This window comes from Nocardia sp. NPDC087230 (assembly GCF_044744725.1).
In the GTDB taxonomy this organism is placed as follows: domain Bacteria; phylum Actinomycetota; class Actinomycetes; order Mycobacteriales; family Mycobacteriaceae; genus Nocardia; species Nocardia canadensis.
Map to the genome: position 1 here is coordinate 675,968 of NZ_JBIUYV010000003.1, position 16,200 is coordinate 692,167.

A 16,200-nucleotide genomic window follows, 5' to 3' on the forward strand; every position below is an offset into this window, starting at 1 on the left:
GGCGGGCGTGTGAAACAATCTTTCCTCGTGAAGAACTTCGAATCCCTGTTCGCCGAGCTGACCGAGCGTGCCCAGACCCGTCCCGAGGGGTCGGGCACCGTGGCCGCGCTGGACGCGGGCGTTCATTTCCAGGGTAAGAAGGTGCTCGAGGAAGCCGGTGAGATCTGGCTGGCCGCCGAGCACGAGAGCGACGAAGCCCTCGCCGAGGAGATCTCCCAGCTGCTGTACTGGGTCCAGGTGATGATGGTGGGTCGCGGGCTGAAGCTCGAGGACGTGTACCGACATCTGTGACGGCTGATCCGTCCCGGTCGACACCTCCGTTCGTCTTCTCCCGAAAGGTCCCCTCCCATGTTGCGCGTCGCAGTTCCCAACAAGGGCTCGCTGTCGGAATCCGCCGTCTCGATCCTGAGCGAGGCCGGTTACCGCAAACGCACCGATTCCCGCGAGCTGACCGTCCTCGATCCCGCCAACCAGGTCGAATTCTTCTTCCTGCGGCCCAAGGACATCGCCATCTACGTCGGCTCCGGTGAGCTCGACCTCGGCATCACCGGCCGCGATCTGGCCCTGGATTCCGGTTCGCCGGTCAGCGAGCGGCTCTCGCTCGGTTTCGGCCGCTCCTCCTTCCGCTATGCCGCCCCGGCCGGCGAGGACTGGAAGGTCGAGGATCTGGCGGGCAAGCGCATCGCCACCTCGTACCCGAACCTGGTCCGTGCCGACCTCGCGCGCTTCGGCATCGAGGCCGAGGTCATCCGCCTCGACGGCGCGGTCGAGATCTCGATCCAGCTCGGCGTGGCCGACGCGATCGCCGATGTCGTCGGCTCCGGCCGGACCCTGCGTCAGCACAACCTGGTCGCCTTCGGCGACTCGCTGTGCGATTCCGAGGGCGTGCTGATCGAGCGCACCGGCTCCGACCAGGGCGACCGGGCGCGCAACCAGCTCATCGCGCGCATCCAGGGTGTCGTGTTCGCCCAGCAGTACCTGATGCTGGACTACGACTGCCCCAAGTCGCTGCTCGACGAGGCCGTCGCCATCACGCCGGGCCTGGAGTCGCCGACGGTCTCCCCGCTCACCGACCCCGACTGGGTCGCGGTGCGCGCCCTGGTCCCGCGCAAGCAGGGCAACGACCTGATGGACCGCCTCGCCGACCTCGGCGCCAAGGCCATCCTCGCCACCGACATCCGCTCCTGCCGCGCGTTCTGACTCGTTCTGGAAGAACGCCGCCGCCTGGCGGAAGGCGAGGAACGCCGCCCGCACCGGTGGGCGACGAACGGCCCGACGAGCGCGATCAGCGCGTCGGGCCGTTCGCGTGATGCCGCGCGAAATCGGTTCACGGTGAGCGCAATCGGTGTGTGCCGGGCCAGCGCGTTGCTACCTTGCGGTTTCTCGATGAGGAACCCTAGGAGTCACCGTGTCCCAGACACAGCCCGAGCCGCGGCCGGGTAGCGCATTCACGTGGAACGAGGACTGGCTGGCCACGGTCGTCGGTCTCGCGCTGATCGCCCTCGTCCTGGTCGGGGCGATTCCGGACTGGCTGGTGCCGTGATGAGCGAGTCCGAGACCACGACGGAAACCGCTGCGCTGCAAGCCAATCCACGGCCGACCGCCACCGATGTCGTCGCCGGGATCCTGCTCGTGCTCGCCCTCGGCGCGCTGACCCGGTTCTTCGACACCCAGGCGCCGCGGTGGGCGGCGGAGACGCCGTTCCGGCGGATCGCCAAGTCGGTCGAATACCCCGTGTACGCGATCGCGATCGGCCTGATCGGCAATGTCGTGCTGAGCAGACTGGGTCTGCGGGAGCGACTCTCGGCCGGTTTCCGGACCGAGTTCTTCATCAAGACCGGGGTGGTGCTGCTCGGCGCGTCGATCAATCTGAAGATCCTGGTGACGGCGGCCGGGCCGTCGATCATCCAGGCGCTGGCGCTGATCACCATCGTCTTCGGTTTCACCTGGTGGTTCGGCGGCAAGCTGGGACTCGACGACAAGCTGCGGGCGCTGCTGTCCTCGGCGGTGTCGATCTGCGGGGTGAGCGCGGCGATCGCGGCGGCGGGCGCGGTGCAGGCGCGGCGCGAGCAGATCGCCTACGCGGCCTCGCTGGTGATCATCTTCGCGCTGCCCTCGATCTTCCTGCTGCCCTGGCTGGCCGACACGTTCGGCCTGTCCGACGCGGTGGCGGGCGCCTGGATCGGCGGCAACATCGACACCACCGCGGCGGTGGCCGCGGCGGGCGTGCTCGCCGGCGAAGACGCGCTCGAGATCGCCACGATCGTCAAGACCACGCAGAACGCGCTGATCGGGCTCGTGGCCATCGCGCTGACCGCCTGGTTCGCCTTCCGGGTGGACCGCACGCCGGGCGCGGCCAGACCCAGCCTCGGCGAATTCTGGTCCCGATTCCCGAAGTTCGTGCTCGGATTCCTCGCCGCCTCGATCATCGGCACCCTGTACCTGCAGTCGGTCGACAAGAAGACCGGGGCGGCGCACATCGCGATCATCAACGACCTGCGCACCTGGTTCCTGATCCTGGCCTTCGTCTCGATCGGCCTGGAGTTCTCGCTGCGCGGGCTGCGGAAGGCGGGCTGGCGGCCGATCGCGGTCTTCGGGTCGGCGGTCGTGGTGAATCTGTTTGTCGGCCTAGGGCTTTCGGTGCTGCTGTTCCGCGACTTCACCGTGTGAGGGTCGCGCGGTCGTCGCCGCGGGGGCGGCGGCCGCGCCACCGGCCGGCTCAGACGTCTTCGGCGGGCCGCGCCTCCGGCAGCCCCAGGTCCACCGGCGCCTGCTGCGGCCAGCCCGGATACGGCGGCGGGGTGCCACCGAACTCCGGGCACAGGTGCTGGAAATCGCAGAACCGGCACATCGTGTTGCGGTTGGGCGGGAAATCACCCGTGCGGCCCGCCTCCAGGATCGCCTGCCACAGCGCCGTCAGGATCCGTTCGAAGCGTTCCAGCTCGTCGCGGTCGGGGGAGTAGGTGAGCAGCACCTTGTCGGCCAGGTAGATCAGCCGCAGCTGGGCGGGCACGATATCGCGGGTGCGCAGGATCATCAGCGCGTAGAACTTGAGCTGGAACAGCGCACGCGCCTCGTGCGTCGGGCCGGGGGCGCGGCCGGTCTTGTAGTCGACCACCCGCAGCAGGCCGTTCGCGGCGACATCGATGCGGTCGACGAACCCGCGCAACGGGATGTCGCCGGCCAGCTCGACCTCCACCCGCTCCTCGCGCGCGTGTGCCTCGAACCGGGTCGGATCCTCGAGCTCGTAGTAGCTCTCGACGAGCCCGCGCACCTCGTCGAACAGTGCCTCGGGACCGCCCTCGGCGACCAGCTCGTCGATCCCGGCCCGATCGGCGCGCACCCGATCCCACGCCCCGGGCACCAACTCCGCCGCCCTGGCCGGGTGCCGCTCGGCGGCGGGCAGCCCGAACAGATCCTCGAGCACGGCGTGGACCACCGTGCCCCGCACCGCGGCCCGCGTCGGCGGCTCCGGCACCCGATCGATCGCCCGCAACCGGTACTTGAGCGGACACTGCTTGAAATCGCTTGCCCGCGAAGGTGACAGCGCCGGTCGCGACCGCGGGGCCGGACCGTCGGCGGTGTCGTCGGCAAGGGACGCGGACACGGGCACTGACATGGTTCGCAGAGTATCGGCACCCACCGACACGCGTGCCGCACCTCACCTCCGCCTCACCCCGTTCCGGCGACGGCACCCCGACCTGGCAGGCTGAGAGGTCCACTCGAAGAACGGAGATACATGACGGCCAGACGGACCGGTCCATTCGCCATCGGGGACCGGGTGCAGCTGACCGATGCCAAGGGGCGCCTCTACACGGTGGTGCTGGAGGAAGGGAAGGAATTCCACACCCACCGCGGCGGCATCAAGCACGACGACCTCATCGGCACCGACGAGGGCACCGTCGTGAAGTCCACCAACGGCACCCCCTACCTGGCGTTGCGCCCCCTGCTCGTCGACTACGTGCTGTCGATGCCGCGGGGCGCGGCCGTCATCTACCCGAAGGACGCGGCGCAGATCGTCCACGAGGGCGATGTGTTCCCCGGTGCCCGGGTGCTCGAGGCGGGCGCCGGTTCCGGCGCGCTGACCTGTTCGCTGCTGCGCGCGGTCGGCCCCGAGGGCGAGGTGATCTCCTACGAGATCCGCGACGACCACGCCGAGCACGCCATCCGCAATGTCGAGACGTTCTTCGGCGAGCGCCCGGCCAACTGGTCGCTGACCGTCGCCGATGTCGCCCAGTACGAGGGCGAGCAGGTCGACCGGGTCGTCCTGGACATGCTCGCCCCCTGGGACGCGCTGCCCGCGGTGTCCAAGGCGCTGGTCCCCGGCGGTGTGCTGATCGTCTACGTGGCGACGGTGACCCAGCTGTCGAAGGTCGTCGAAGCGCTGCGCGAGCAGGAGTGTTGGACCGAACCCCGCTCGTGGGAGTCGATGGTGCGCGGCTGGCACGTCGTCGGCCTGGCCGTGCGGCCCGAACACCGCATGCAGGGCCACACCGCCTTCCTGGTGAGCGCGCGTCGCCTCGCCGAGGGCACGGTCACCCCCAAGCCGCAGCGTCGGCCGTCGAAGGGCTGATACCCGGACCCGTGGCGGCTCGCGCGGCGCGCCACTAAGGTGCGATGCGGGAGCCGCTCGCGGTCGAGCGGCGTGGATCGCGACCCGGCGGGTCGCGCTCGGAGGGGGCAGCATGCCGGAAACCGAATCGTCCGCGACGAAGGGTCCGTCCGCCGGGATGCTGTATCCCGGCGACTCCCCGCGCCTGTATCGCGCGGTGTTCAACGTCTTCCCGCCATACCTGTTCGGCGGGGTTCGGGTGAAACACATCGCCGCCGATTGGACCTCGGTCAGCGTCGCCTACCGGGTGCGTCCGTGGAACCGCAACAGCCCGAACCGGGCCGCGTTCGGCGGCACCCTGTACTCGATGACCGACCCGTTCTTCGCGATCATGGCCTACGGCCAGCTCGGGCGCGGCTACCGGATCTGGAACATCACCGGTTCCATCGAATTCCTCCGGCCGGGGCGGGGCACCGTCACCGCCACGATGGGCCTGTCGCGCGAGCAGGTCGCCGGCATCCGCGCGGCGACCGCGGCGGGTGCGAAGTCGATCACCGAACACAGTGCCGAGATCGTCGACGCGAGCGGCGCCCTGGTCGCTCGCGCGGCCCAGCAACTCTACGTCCGGCGGCTGCCGGAGTGACCGTGGGGAACCGGCCGTCGCGGGTTCCCTGTGCCGTGCACAGCGTGCGAACGGCCCGGGCTGGACCCCGCGGGGCCGGCCGGGGCCGCAGCGGGCGTCAGGCGGGCGTGCAGGGGGCCTGCGCGAAGCCCAGCAGGAGGCAGCCGCTGGCGTCGGAGAGCTTCCAGGTGCCGTCGACCTGCTCCCAGGTGACCGGGAAGGCCGGCGCCGTGCCGTGCGGCGAGGTGATGGTGACATCGGCGGTCGCGGTGTTGCCGCTGGTCACGACGTTGTCGACGGCGAAGGTGAGGGTGTAGCCGGCGAGCATGCCGTTCATCTGGTCGATGTTGGACTTGCGCGCGTCACCGTTGACGATGAGCTCGGCCTTCTCGTCGGTGGACAGCGCCGGGTCCGAGAACTTGATCAGCGTCGCCTTCAGGGAATCGGCGGTGGGGGCGGCGGCGTTGTCACCGGACGGAGTTGCCGAAATGCTGGACGGAGCGGCCGCGATACTGGTACTGCTGCTGGTGGCCTTCGTCGAGGAATCGTCGGAGCCGCCGCAACCGGTCAGTCCGACGGTAACGGCGAGCGCCGCAGCGGCGGTAGCGACGGTGACACGGATCGTGCGGGTAGGAAGGAGCATGCTCGGCAACCTTTCGGCTCGATGGGCGAGTGCTCTCGCCTGCTGCCCCGGATCGGGGTGTTAGGGGAGCCTAACACGCGTAATTCGGCGGCCGATGTCGTACCTGCCGTACAAGATGTGATCACGACGAAACCATGTCGGAAAGCGAGAACGGACCGCGCCCGGTAGCGTTGAAAGACCGGGACTGGGAGGAGCAGCATCATGAGCCCCAACGAGAATTCGGATTCGGCGGCCTGGCGAGAGCTCGAGGCGGTACGCGCCGAGGCGGCTGCTCTTCGCAGACAACTCGCCGACTCGCCGGATCGCGCACGCGAATTGGAAGCACGGATCGATTCGCTGACCATCCGCAACGGCAAGTTGATGGACACGCTCAAGGAAGCGCGCCAGCAGCTGATCGCCCTGCGTGAGGAAGTCGATCGCCTGGGTCAGCCGCCCAGCGGCTACGGCATCGTCATCCACACCTACGAGGATCAGACGGTCGACGTCTTCACCTCCGGTCGCAAGATGCGCCTCACCTGCTCGCCCAACATCGACGTCGCGACGCTCGAGTACGGCCAGACCGTGCGCCTCAACGAAGCGCTCACGGTCGTGGAGGCCGGGAACTTCGACGCCATCGGCGAAATCGGCACGCTGCGCGAGATTCTCGACGACGGCAGGCGGGCCCTGGTGGTCGGTCACGCCGACGAGGAGCGCGTGGTCTGGCTGTCCGGGCCGCTGTCCAAGATCGCCGAGTACGACGACATCGACGACCCCGACTCCCCGATTCGCAAACTGCGGCCCGGTGATTCGCTGCTGGTCGACACCAAGGCGGGCTTCGCCTTCGAGCGGGTGCCCAAGGCCGAGGTCGAAGACCTTGTGCTGGAAGAGGTTCCCGACGTCGACTACACCGACATCGGCGGCCTCGGCAGGCAGATCGAGCAGATCCGGGACGCGGTGGAACTGCCGTTCCTGCACAAGGATCTGTTCCGGGAGTACGCGCTGCGTCCGCCCAAGGGCGTGCTGCTCTACGGTCCGCCCGGCTGCGGTAAGACGCTGATCGCCAAGGCCGTCGCCAACTCGCTGGCCAAGAAGATCGCCGAAGCCCGTGGTGAGGACGCCAAGGAGGCCAAGTCCTTCTTCCTCAACATCAAGGGCCCCGAGCTGCTCAACAAGTTCGTCGGTGAGACCGAGCGCCACATCCGGATCATCTTCCAGCGGGCCCGCGAGAAGGCCTCCGAGGGCACCCCGGTGATCGTGTTCTTCGACGAGATGGACTCGATCTTCCGGACCCGTGGTTCGGGTGTCTCCTCCGATGTGGAGACCACCGTGGTGCCGCAGCTGCTCTCGGAGATCGACGGTGTCGAGGGTCTCGAGAACGTCATCGTGATCGGCGCGTCCAACCGCGAGGACATGATCGACCCCGCGATCCTGCGGCCCGGCCGCCTGGACGTCAAGATCAAGATCGAGCGGCCGGACGCGGAATCGGCGCAGGACATCTTCTCCAAGTACCTCACCGAGACGCTGCCGCTGCACGAGAGCGATCTTCGCGAGTTCGACGGCGACAAGGCCGCGTGCGTGGACGCGATGATCGAGAAGGTCGTCGAGCGGATGTACGCCGAGAGCGACGACAACCGGTTCCTGGAGGTCACCTACGCCAACGGTGACAAGGAGGTCCTGTACTTCAAGGACTTCAACTCCGGCGCGATGATCCAGAACATCGTCGACCGGGCGAAGAAGTACGCGATCAAGTCCGTGCTCGACACCGGGAATCCGGGTCTGCGGATACAGCACCTCTTCGACTCGATCGTCGACGAGTTCGCCGAGAACGAGGACCTGCCCAACACGACCAACCCGGACGACTGGGCTCGGATCTCGGGCAAGAAGGGCGAGCGGATCGTCTACATCCGCACGCTGGTCACCGGCAAGAACGCCTCGGCGAGCCGGGCGATCGACACCGAGTCCAATACGGGTCAGTACCTGTAAGCCCTACGACGGAAGGCCGCGTTCCCCCGGGGACGCGGCCTTCTCGCGTACCGGGAATGTGTGAGTTTTTTCCCGAAAACGCCACGCGACACAGAGTGGATAGGGCACGCTTCACATGTTCGTCGCACCTGATGAGGACCCGTAAACGAGGAGTGTTGTCATGGCCGGTTCCGCCGCTGATCTGCTGACCGAGATCATCCTGCAGACCATTCAGAACCTGTTCAGCTCGATCAGCGCCGGCTGATCACCAGCCGTCCGACGAGGGCCGCGTCTCCCACTCCCGGAGACGCGGCCCTCGGTCGTTGATCAGGCCTGTGCGGTGGTCACCGCGTTGAACACCACATCGGCCACCGGCGTGCCGTCGGCCCCGCCACCGGCGACACCGGCGTTCGCGATGGTGGTGAGCGCGTCCATGCCCGCGGTGACCCGGCCGAACGGGGTGTAGTTCGGCGGCAGCTGGGTGTCGCGGTAGACCAGGAAGAACTGGCTGCCGTTGGTGCCGGGGCCCGCGTTGGCCATCGCCACGGTGCCCGCGGGGTAGACCGCGCCGGCCAGGTTCTCGTCGCCGAACTTGTAGCCCGGGCCGCCCATGCCGGTCGCGGTGGGATCGCCGCACTGCAGGACGTAGATGCCCTGGGTGGTGAGCCGGTGACAGCGGGTGTGGTCGAAGTAGCCCTCGTTCGCCAGGAACGCGAAGGAGTTCACCGTGCGCGGCGCGGCGGCGGCGTCGAGTTCGATCGACACGACGCCGCAGGTGGTGTCGAGCGTCGCGGTGTAGGACGCGGCGGGGTCGATGGTGAGGGCGGGCTCGGCGGCCCACTGCTTGCCGTTCGGCACCCCGGCGACGGCCGGGGCGCAGCCCGGGACGACCGCCTGGTGGGCGGGGACGGACTGGGCGGCGGGGGCGATCGCCACCAGCGCCGTGGCGGCGGCGGCGAGGCCGAGCGCGGCCCGCCGGGTGGTGCCGACGATGGAACGGTCCTGCGAATGACTGCTCACCTGGACGGTGTCTCCTCGGAATGGGTGCTGCCGGACGATGTACCGCGCATCCTGCCAGCCGCGGCCGCCGGACGGGGAGGGACCGGCCGAACTCGGTGGCCGGGCTAGCGTGCTCGCAATCGCCACAGCGAGGTGGTCTCCGCGGTGCGGGCCGCGGTCAGCGGATCGTCGCGATCGCTCGCCCGCGGATGCCGCGGCCGGGTGGTCGAGCGGGCCAGCACCTGTAGTCCGGCGTCGTCGAGCAGGCGGGGGAGGTGGCGGGCCGAGCGCAGACCGAGCAGCTCGGCCAGGTCGGACAGCACCAGCCAGCCTTCACCGCGCGGCGTCAGATGCGCGCGCAGACCGTACGCGAAGTCGGTGAGCATCGACTGATCCTGGTCGTAGACACCCCGTTCCAGATCGGAGGTCGGGGTGCCGGGTAGCCAGGGCGGATTGCAGACGACGAGATCGGCGCGGCCCTGCGGATACAGCGTGGGACCGGTGACGGTGATCCGGTCGGCGTAGCCGAGCCGGGTGAGATTGTCGGTCGCGCAGCGCACCGCGCGCGGGTTGATGTCGGTGGCGACGATCCGGGAGACGCCGCGCTGGGCGAGCAGCGCGGCGAGCACGCCGGTGCCGGTGCCCAGATCGAAGGCGGTGCGCACCTCGGGATTCAGCGGCGCGTCCGCGACCAGGTCGACGTATTCGCCCCGGGTGGGGGAGAAGACCCCGTAGCCGGGATGGATGCGCGCGCCGAGCGCGGGCACCTCGACTCCCTGCTGGTGCCAGCGATAGGCGCTGAGCACCCCGAGCAGTTCCGAAAAGGTGACGACCCGGCCCGCGGTGGCGGGCCCGTAAGCGGCGGTGCAGGCCGCCCGCACATCGGGGGCGCGGCGCAGGTCGAGGTCGTTGGTGTCGTCGAGCTGGACCAGGACGGCGCCGAGAATGCCCGCGCGGCGGCGCTTCCGGGCCCGCTCGTGGTCGTAGCGCGCGGTCAGGTCACCGGTCGGCGCCACGGTGCGCGCACGGTCGGCGCGACGGGCCAGCGCCTGCAGGAGCTGACGGCCGTTGTGGTAATCGCCCTGCCAGAGCAGGGATTCGCCGGCTTGGATCCGCCGGAACGCCTGATCGGCGGGCAGGCGATCGCCGGCGGTCGCCACGGCGGTCGGTGCGGGTGCGCCGTTCTCGGAATGCCACGGCGCGATGTGCTGGATGCGGTCTTCGGTCCAAACGATGGTGGACACGGGAGTCTCCCGGTGGTCGATGGTGCTGGTGACACGACGAGCACTTCGACGCCGGGGTGCGAGCGGGTGAAACGGACAGCCTCGATCGCTACCGCGCCGAAATGCGCGGGTCTGCGTCGCCGAGGACCATGCCGAGCGTCACCACTGCTGCCTTTCGAGGGGGAGGAAATCTCCATTCTGCCGTATCGGCACCGCGCGTGCCCGGCCGGGTCGTGCCCGGACAGGGTGGTCACCGCCGTCGGTGGGTGCGCTCGCGACCGCTCAGGGGCGGCGGATGCGGCGGTAAGTGGGTGTCGCGGTGGTGGCGGTGGCGAGCTCGGCGGCCAGCCAGGGGAGGTCGGTGTCCGGGGTCAGAGCGCCCAGTGTGAGGCGGAGGTGGTCGGCGGGCGGGTGGGGGCCCACCTCGAAGGGGCCACCCGGGGCGGCCTTGATGCCGGCCGCGGCGAGGCTGATCATGGCGGCGTTCTCGTCGTGGACGGGGAGCCAGAGATTGATGCCGTCGCCCGGGGACACGGCGACGCCGTGGGCGGCCAAGGCGCGGCGCAGGGCGGTGGCGCGGCGGCGGTACTCCAGGCGGGCGCGGGCGACGGTGGCGCGGGCGTCCGCGTCGCACAGCATCGTGAGCAGGACGCGCTGGAGCAGCCGGCTGGACCAGCCGGGGCCGAGCATGCGGCGCTCGACCACCGGGTCGAGCAGGGCCGCGGGGCCGCCTGCGACGGCCAGACGCAGGTCGGCGCCGTGGGATTTGGAGTACGAGCGGATGTAGACGCCGCGGTCGGGGAAACGGGCGGCGAGTGAGCGCAGTGGGCTGGTCGCGATGCCCGCGGAATGGTCGTCCTCGATGATCAGGGCCGGGTGTGGCGCCAGCAGCGCGGCGAGCGCGCGGATCCGAGCAGTGTCGAGGGAGGCGCCGGTGGGGTTGTGCGCGCGGGGCTGCAGGATCACCGCGCGGGGTGCGGGGCCGGTCAAGGCGCGCGCGAATTCCTCGGGGCGGAACCCGGATTCGTCGAGGCGCACGGGGATCGGCCGGGCACCCAGCCGGGCCAGCAGGTCCAGGAACGGCGGGAAACAGGGGTCCTCGACGATGACCGGATCGCCGAATCGGACATGCGCGGCGAGCAGCCGGTCGACGGCGTCGAGTGCGCCGTCGAGCACGGCCAGCCGCTCGCACGGCCACGGCCAGTCGGCCCGCAGCGTCGCCGCGAGCGCGGGCAGGACCGCTTCGCCGAGATAATGCGCGGACAGATCGCCCGGCGCGGTGTCGCGGGACAGGGCGTGCAGGGCGGCGGCCAGATCGGGCAGCAGTGCCGGATCGGGGGTGCCCCGGGACAGGTCGACACGAAAAGCGTTGTCGGAGGGCGAATGCAGCCGCTGATAGCGCCCGGCGGGCGGGGCGGGCAGCTCCCCGACGAAGGTGCCCGCCCGGCCCCGGGCGACGATCGCGCCGGTGGCCGCCAGCGCCCGCCACGCCTGATTGACGGTGGCGGGGGAGACTCGCAGTTCGCGCGCGACCTCGCGCACGGTCGGCAGCCGGGTGCCGGGAGCGAGTGCGCCGGAACGGATCCGGCGGCCGACGGCGGCCGCGATCCCGGCGGCGCTGCGCTCGTCGAGGTCCCCGGCGAAGTCCGCGGGCAGCACGGTCGGCGAGGCGTCGGTCATGGCCCCATTCTGCGGCCGTAACAGACCCTATCCCCGGTACACCGCCATGTTTTACGACAACGAAACTGTTTCCGCGCAGTTGTAACACAATGCGATCGTCGGAGGGGGCAATATAACAAAGCATGGGAATCGTCAGAGCGGCCCTGGTCCAGACCACCTGGACCGGCGACAAAGAATCCATGATCAAAGCCCACGAGGACTACGCCCGGGAGGCGGCGGCGCAGGGCGCGCAGGTGATCTGCTTCCAGGAGTTGTTCTACGGACCGTATTTCTGCCAGCAGCAGGACCCGAAGTTCTACGACTACGCCGAATCGGTGCCGGGCCCCACGACCGAGCGGTTCGCCGCGCTGGCCGCCGAACTGAACATGGTGATGGTGCTGCCGGTGTACGAGCAGGAGCAACCGGGCGTGCTCTACAACACCGCGGCGGTGATCGACGCCGACGGCAGCTACCTGGGCAAATACCGCAAACACCACATACCGCAGGTGCACGGCTTCTGGGAGAAGTTCTACTTCCGGCCGGGCAATCTGGGCTGGCCGGTATTCGACACCGCGGTCGGCAAGGTGGGGGTCTACATCTGTTACGACCGCCATTTCCCGGAGGGGTGGCGTGCCCTCGGACTGGCGGGCGCGGAAATCGTGTTCAACCCGTCGGCGACCTCGCGCGGACTGTCGAGTTATCTGTGGAAGCTCGAACAGCCGGCTTCCGCGGTGGCCAACGAGTATTACATCGGCGCGATCAACCGGGTCGGTATCGAAGCCGAATACGGCGACGACGATTTCTACGGCACGAGCTATTTCGTCGACCCCGAGGGGAAATTCGTCGGCGAGGTCGCCTCCGATACCGCACCGGAATTGGTCGTCCGTGACCTGGACATGGACTTGATCAAGGTGGTGCGCGATCGGTGGGCCTTCTATCGAGACCGCCGACCCGACGCCTACGGCGCGCTGGTGGAGCCGTGATGCGCACCTTCATCCACGGCGGAACGGTGGTGAGCGCTACCGGGTCCCAGCCCCTCGACGTGCTGATCGAGGACGAGACGATCGTCGCTGTCCTGCACCCGGGTTCGACCGTGTTCGGGGCCGACCTGGCCGCGTCGGCCGAGACCGTCATCGACGCGACCGGCAAGTACGTGATCCCCGGCGGCGTCGACGGCCACACCCATATGCAGCTGCCGTTCGGCGGCACCGAGGCCAGCGACACCTTCGAGACCGGGACCAGGGCCGCGGCCTGGGGCGGCACCACCACGATCGTCGATTTCGCGGTGCAGAAGCCGGGGCAGCGGGTGCAGGACACCCTGGCCGAGTGGCACGAGAAGGCGGCGGGCAACTGCGCGATCGACTACGGGTTCCATCAGATCGTCGGTGATGTCAACGACGAATCCCTCGAGGGGATGAGCGAACTCGTCGCCGAAGGAGTCACCAGCTTCAAGTTGTTCATGGCCTATCCGGGTGTCTTCTACTCCACCGACGGGCAGATCCTGCGGGCCATGCAGACCGCGGGCGACCTCGGCGCGCTGCTGATGATGCACGCCGAGAACGGCATCGCCATCGACGTGCTGGTGGAGCAGGCGCTGGCCCGCGGCGACACCGCCCCCTACTTCCACGGCACCAGCAGGCCGTGGCAGATGGAGGAGGAGGCGACCCACCGCGCGATCATGCTGGCGCAGCTGACCGGCGCGCCGCTGTACGTGGTGCACGTCTCGGCCAAGCAAGCGATGGAACAGATCGTCACCGCACGCGACGCGGGGCACAACGTCTTCGCCGAAACGTGTCCGCAGTACCTGTACCTCTCGCTCGAAGAACAGCTGGGGGCACCGGGTTTCGAGGGCGCGAAATGGGTGTGCTCGACCCCGCTGCGGTCGCGGGCGGAAGGGCATCAGGACGAGTTGTGGCGCTATCTGCGCACCGGCGACGTCACCGCGGTCAGCACCGATCACTGTCCGTTCTGCATGAAGGACCAGAAGGAGCTCGGGCTCGGCGATTTCAGCAAGATCCCCAACGGCATCGGCGGCGTCGAGCATCGGATGGATCTGCTGTTCCAGGGCGTCAAGGACGGGCGCCTGTCGCTGGAGCGCTGGGTGGAGGTCTGCTGCACCGCGCCGGCCCGGATGTTCGGGATGTATCCGCGCAAGGGTGTCATCAGCCCGGGCGCCGACGCCGACGTGGTGATCTACGACCCGAACGGGCACACCAGCATCGGCCTCGGCAAGACCCACCACATGAACATGGACCACTCCGCCTGGGAGGGCTTCGAGATCGACGGGCACGTCGACACCGTCCTGTCGCGTGGCCGGGTGATCGTCGACGACGGCGCCTATCACGGCCGCGCCGGGCACGGACGTTTCGTGCGGCGCGGGCTGTCGCAGAACCTCCTGTAAGAACCCCTATCGGAAACGGAGAGTGCCATGGACATCGGTGTCGTCCTGCAGTGCACCCCACCCGCGTCGCGGGTGGTCGAGTTGGCCAGACTGGCCGAGACACACGGGTTCTCGCATGTGTGGACGTTCGACTCGCACCTGCTGTGGCAGGAGCCGTACGTGATCTACAGCCAGATTCTCGCGGCCACCCGCAAGGTGATGGTGGGTCCGATGGTCACCAATCCGGCCACCCGGGACCAGACGGTGACCGCGTCGACCTTCGCCACGCTCAACGAGATGTTCGGCAACCGCACCATCTGCGGCATCGGCCGCGGCGACTCGGCGGTGCGCGCGATCGGCGGCAGGCCGACCTCCCTGGCGGCGCTGCGCGAATCGGTGGAGGTGATCCGGGAGCTCGGCAACGGGCGCAGCGCCCGGATCGGCGACACCGAGGTGCGGTTCCCGTGGGCGGCCGAATCCCGGCTCGACGTGTGGGTGGCCGGGTACGGGCCCAAGGCGCTCGAGCTCACCGGCCAGGTCGCCGACGGGTTCATTCTGCAACTGGCCGACCCCGACATCGTCGCGTGGACCGTCGCCAAGGTGCGGCGTGCCGCCGAGGCCGCCGGCCGCGACCCGCGTTCGGTGCAGATCTGTGTCGCCGCGCCCGCCTACGTCACCGACGGGTCCGCCGCCGCGCTGGCGCACGCCAGGGAGCAGTGCCGCTGGTTCGGCGGAATGGTCGGCAATCATGTGGCCGCCCTCGTCGCGAAATACGGTGCGGACGGCGACATCCCGGCCTCGCTCACCGACTATGTCGCGGGCAGGCACGGCTACGACTACAACGAGCACGGGCGAGCGGGCAATCCGCACGCCGACTTCGTCCCCGACGAGGTCGTCGACCGGTTCTGTCTGCTCGGCCCGCCGGACGAACAGCTCGCCCGCCTCTGGGAACTGGGCAAGCTCGGCGTCGACCAGTTCGCCGTGTACCTGCAACACGATGCGAAGACGGCCACTCTCGAGGCCTACGGCGAGCAGGTGCTGCCTCGCCTGCACCGGCCCGTCACGGCGACCAAGGACGTCGGATGAACGCGGTCGGCATCGCCCTGATCCGGGGCGCGTCTTCGGCCGGGATCGTGGCGGTGGCGCTGTCCTCGGCGCTGACGGCGCAGCGGTACGCGCGCAAGCGGGTGCCGGTGCGGGTGCGGGAGCACCGCGAATGACGATGAGCGCGAACATGATCGATGCCACGGCGGTGCTGCCCGCGGCAGGCCGGGCCACCACGGTGCGGCGCGCGCGGGTGGCGCGCGTCGCGTACGCGGTCGCCGCGTTCGCTTCGGTCGTCGTGATCTGGGAGCTGGTGAAGCTGCTCGTGCCCGCCGACGGCGTCGGCATCGGTGGTGTTCGGGTGCTGCCGCGCACCGGTGACGGCGCCCTGCCGCATGTGTGGGCGGTGGTGACCGTGCTGGGCGAGACGGACGGCACCGGCACCGTCGGCACGACGCTGGTGCGCACCGCCGGCTTCACCCTGATACTGGCCCTGCTCGCGCTGCTGCTGGGCACGGTGGTCGGGATCGGGCTCGCGGTGGCGATGCAGCGGTTCGGCTGGCTCGAACGCGGCATCCTGCCCTATGTCGTGCTCTCGCAGACCGTTCCGCTGATCGCGCTGGCCCCGTTGGTGGCCGCGTGGGGCGGCAGGCTCGCCATCGGCGGCCAACCGTGGCGGCCGTGGATGAGCATCGTGGTGATCGCCGCCTATCTGGCGTTCTTCCCCGTCGCGATCGGCATGCTGCGCGGCCTGCACGCGCCGTCGGCGGCTTCGGTGGAACTGCTGCGCAGTTGCTCGGCCGGGTGGTGGGCGACCCTGACGCGCTTGCGTTTTCCCGCTGCGGTGCCGTCGCTGATGCCGGCCTTGCGATTGGCCGCCGCCGCGTCCGTGATCGGCGCGGTGGTCGCCGAGATCTCCACCGGCACCACGGGTGGGATCGGCCGCCAGATCATCGTGTTCTCCCAGCAGGCCACCGGCGACGCTGCCCGGCTCTACGCGGCGGTGATCGCCGCGGCCCTGCTCGGGGTGGTGCTGACCGGGCTGGTCGGACTCGTCGAGCTGGCCGTGCGCCGCTACAACCATCCGCCGGGCACCGGCGACACCTCCTCGTAGACCTCGCTTTCCAGGAAGAAGTA

Annotated in this window: 17 protein-coding genes; 12 read left to right on the top strand and 5 right to left on the bottom strand. The window is 69.4% G+C overall.

The features are described 5' to 3' along the window. Nucleotides 1-27: 27 nt before the first annotated feature. The 4 genes from ACIO52_RS15220 (at nt 28) to ACIO52_RS15235 (ending at nt 2,670) form a co-directional block, all read left to right on the top strand. Nucleotides 28-291 carry a phosphoribosyl-ATP diphosphatase gene (locus tag ACIO52_RS15220; RefSeq protein ID WP_110041330.1) on the top strand — a complete coding sequence of 88 codons (264 nt, stop codon included), beginning with the start codon at nt 28-30 and terminating at the stop codon, nt 289-291. 57 nt (nt 292-348) lie between these two features. Beyond that, nucleotides 349-1,200 carry an ATP phosphoribosyltransferase gene (gene hisG, locus ACIO52_RS15225; protein ID WP_218718343.1) on the top strand — a complete coding sequence of 284 codons (852 nt, stop codon included), beginning with the start codon at nt 349-351 and terminating at the stop codon, nt 1,198-1,200. Between the two features lie 208 nt (nt 1,201-1,408). Then, complete coding sequence (locus ACIO52_RS15230; protein ID WP_255587688.1) at nt 1,409-1,543, top strand: hypothetical protein; 135 nt, start codon at nt 1,409-1,411, stop codon at nt 1,541-1,543. Continuing rightward, complete coding sequence (locus ACIO52_RS15235; RefSeq protein ID WP_316575180.1) at nt 1,543-2,670, top strand: putative sulfate exporter family transporter; 1,128 nt, start codon at nt 1,543-1,545, stop codon at nt 2,668-2,670. The genes ACIO52_RS15230 and ACIO52_RS15235 overlap by 1 nt, the downstream gene beginning before the upstream one ends. A 49-nt stretch (nt 2,671-2,719) precedes the next feature. Here the strand turns inward: ACIO52_RS15235 and ACIO52_RS15240 are convergent, their stop codons facing one another. After that, a complete protein-coding gene (locus ACIO52_RS15240; protein WP_402644332.1) occupies nt 2,720-3,619 on the bottom strand; it encodes a RecB family exonuclease in 900 nt (299 codons plus the stop codon). 120 nt (nt 3,620-3,739) lie between these two features. On the opposite strand from ACIO52_RS15240, the gene ACIO52_RS15245 reads away from it, so the two are divergent. Both ACIO52_RS15245 and ACIO52_RS15250 read left to right on the top strand, forming a co-directional pair. Further along, complete coding sequence (locus ACIO52_RS15245; protein ID WP_218718340.1) at nt 3,740-4,573, top strand: tRNA (adenine-N1)-methyltransferase; 834 nt, start codon at nt 3,740-3,742, stop codon at nt 4,571-4,573. A gap of 112 nt (nt 4,574-4,685) precedes the next feature. Continuing rightward, a complete protein-coding gene (locus ACIO52_RS15250) occupies nt 4,686-5,195 on the top strand; it encodes a DUF4442 domain-containing protein (RefSeq protein ID WP_218718339.1) in 510 nt (169 codons plus the stop codon). Between the two features lie 97 nt (nt 5,196-5,292). Here ACIO52_RS15250 and ACIO52_RS15255 read toward each other — a convergent pair whose 3' ends face one another. Next, on the bottom strand, nt 5,293-5,817 hold the full coding sequence (locus ACIO52_RS15255) for a hypothetical protein (protein WP_218718338.1): 525 nt from the start codon (nt 5,815-5,817) through the stop codon (nt 5,293-5,295). Nucleotides 5,818-6,018: 201 nt separating this feature from the next. On the opposite strand from ACIO52_RS15255, the gene arc reads away from it, so the two are divergent. After that, on the top strand, nt 6,019-7,779 hold the full coding sequence (gene arc / locus ACIO52_RS15260; RefSeq protein ID WP_218718337.1) for a proteasome ATPase: 1,761 nt from the start codon (nt 6,019-6,021) through the stop codon (nt 7,777-7,779). A gap of 306 nt (nt 7,780-8,085) precedes the next feature. Here arc and ACIO52_RS15265 read toward each other — a convergent pair whose 3' ends face one another. The 3 genes from ACIO52_RS15265 to ACIO52_RS15275 all read right to left on the bottom strand — a co-directional run bounded on the left by ACIO52_RS15265 (nt 8,086) and on the right by ACIO52_RS15275 (nt 11,660). Beyond that, nucleotides 8,086-8,778, bottom strand: coding sequence for a peptidylprolyl isomerase (locus tag ACIO52_RS15265; RefSeq protein WP_342800800.1), 693 nt, complete (start codon nt 8,776-8,778; stop codon nt 8,086-8,088). 104 nt (nt 8,779-8,882) lie between these two features. Then, nucleotides 8,883-10,001 carry a methyltransferase gene (locus ACIO52_RS15270; RefSeq protein WP_402644337.1) on the bottom strand — a complete coding sequence of 373 codons (1,119 nt, stop codon included), beginning with the start codon at nt 9,999-10,001 and terminating at the stop codon, nt 8,883-8,885. 261 nt (nt 10,002-10,262) lie between these two features. Beyond that, complete coding sequence (locus tag ACIO52_RS15275) at nt 10,263-11,660, bottom strand: aminotransferase class I/II-fold pyridoxal phosphate-dependent enzyme (RefSeq protein ID WP_402644340.1); 1,398 nt, start codon at nt 11,658-11,660, stop codon at nt 10,263-10,265. Between the two features lie 122 nt (nt 11,661-11,782). On the opposite strand from ACIO52_RS15275, the gene ACIO52_RS15280 reads away from it, so the two are divergent. Genes ACIO52_RS15280 through ACIO52_RS15300 form a run of 5 tightly spaced genes read left to right on the top strand, consistent with a single transcriptional unit; the run spans nt 11,783 to nt 16,177 of the window. Further along, on the top strand, nt 11,783-12,622 hold the full coding sequence (locus ACIO52_RS15280) for a nitrilase-related carbon-nitrogen hydrolase (RefSeq protein ID WP_342800802.1): 840 nt from the start codon (nt 11,783-11,785) through the stop codon (nt 12,620-12,622). Continuing rightward, entirely contained in the window at nt 12,622-14,040 is a 1,419-nt protein-coding gene (gene hydA, locus ACIO52_RS15285) for a dihydropyrimidinase (protein WP_255587686.1), read from the top strand. The genes ACIO52_RS15280 and hydA overlap by 1 nt, the downstream gene beginning before the upstream one ends. Nucleotides 14,041-14,067: 27 nt before the next feature. After that, nucleotides 14,068-15,105, top strand: coding sequence for a TIGR03842 family LLM class F420-dependent oxidoreductase (locus ACIO52_RS15290; RefSeq protein ID WP_218718331.1), 1,038 nt, complete (start codon nt 14,068-14,070; stop codon nt 15,103-15,105). Then, the gene (locus ACIO52_RS15295; RefSeq protein ID WP_218718330.1) at nt 15,102-15,239 is read left to right on the top strand and encodes a hypothetical protein; all 138 of its coding nucleotides are present in this window, start codon (nt 15,102-15,104) and stop codon (nt 15,237-15,239) included. The genes ACIO52_RS15290 and ACIO52_RS15295 overlap by 4 nt, the downstream gene beginning before the upstream one ends. A gap of 14 nt (nt 15,240-15,253) precedes the next feature. Next, the gene (locus ACIO52_RS15300; RefSeq protein WP_402644346.1) at nt 15,254-16,177 is read left to right on the top strand and encodes an ABC transporter permease; all 924 of its coding nucleotides are present in this window, start codon (nt 15,254-15,256) and stop codon (nt 16,175-16,177) included. Nucleotides 16,178-16,200: the final 23 nt, after the last annotated feature.

Bases quoted from the DNA above. Each gene is read 5' to 3' on its own strand.
- hisG (WP_218718343.1), top strand. From the start codon at position 349: ATGTTGCGCGTCGCAGTTCCCAACAAGGGCTCGCTGTCGGAATCCGCC.
- ACIO52_RS15235 (WP_316575180.1), top strand. From the start codon at position 1,543: ATGAGCGAGTCCGAGACCACGACGGAAACCGCTGCGCTGCAAGCCAAT.
- ACIO52_RS15240 (WP_402644332.1), bottom strand. From the start codon at position 3,619: ATGTCAGTGCCCGTGTCCGCGTCCCTTGCCGACGACACCGCCGACGGT.
- ACIO52_RS15245 (WP_218718340.1), top strand. From the start codon at position 3,740: ATGACGGCCAGACGGACCGGTCCATTCGCCATCGGGGACCGGGTGCAG.
- ACIO52_RS15250 (WP_218718339.1), top strand. From the start codon at position 4,686: ATGCCGGAAACCGAATCGTCCGCGACGAAGGGTCCGTCCGCCGGGATG.
- ACIO52_RS15255 (WP_218718338.1), bottom strand. From the start codon at position 5,817: ATGCTCCTTCCTACCCGCACGATCCGTGTCACCGTCGCTACCGCCGCT.
- arc (WP_218718337.1), top strand. From the start codon at position 6,019: ATGAGCCCCAACGAGAATTCGGATTCGGCGGCCTGGCGAGAGCTCGAG.
- ACIO52_RS15275 (WP_402644340.1), bottom strand. From the start codon at position 11,660: ATGACCGACGCCTCGCCGACCGTGCTGCCCGCGGACTTCGCCGGGGAC.
- ACIO52_RS15280 (WP_342800802.1), top strand. From the start codon at position 11,783: ATGGGAATCGTCAGAGCGGCCCTGGTCCAGACCACCTGGACCGGCGAC.
- hydA (WP_255587686.1), top strand. From the start codon at position 12,622: ATGCGCACCTTCATCCACGGCGGAACGGTGGTGAGCGCTACCGGGTCC.
- ACIO52_RS15290 (WP_218718331.1), top strand. From the start codon at position 14,068: ATGGACATCGGTGTCGTCCTGCAGTGCACCCCACCCGCGTCGCGGGTG.
- ACIO52_RS15295 (WP_218718330.1), top strand. From the start codon at position 15,102: ATGAACGCGGTCGGCATCGCCCTGATCCGGGGCGCGTCTTCGGCCGGG.
- ACIO52_RS15300 (WP_402644346.1), top strand. From the start codon at position 15,254: ATGATCGATGCCACGGCGGTGCTGCCCGCGGCAGGCCGGGCCACCACG.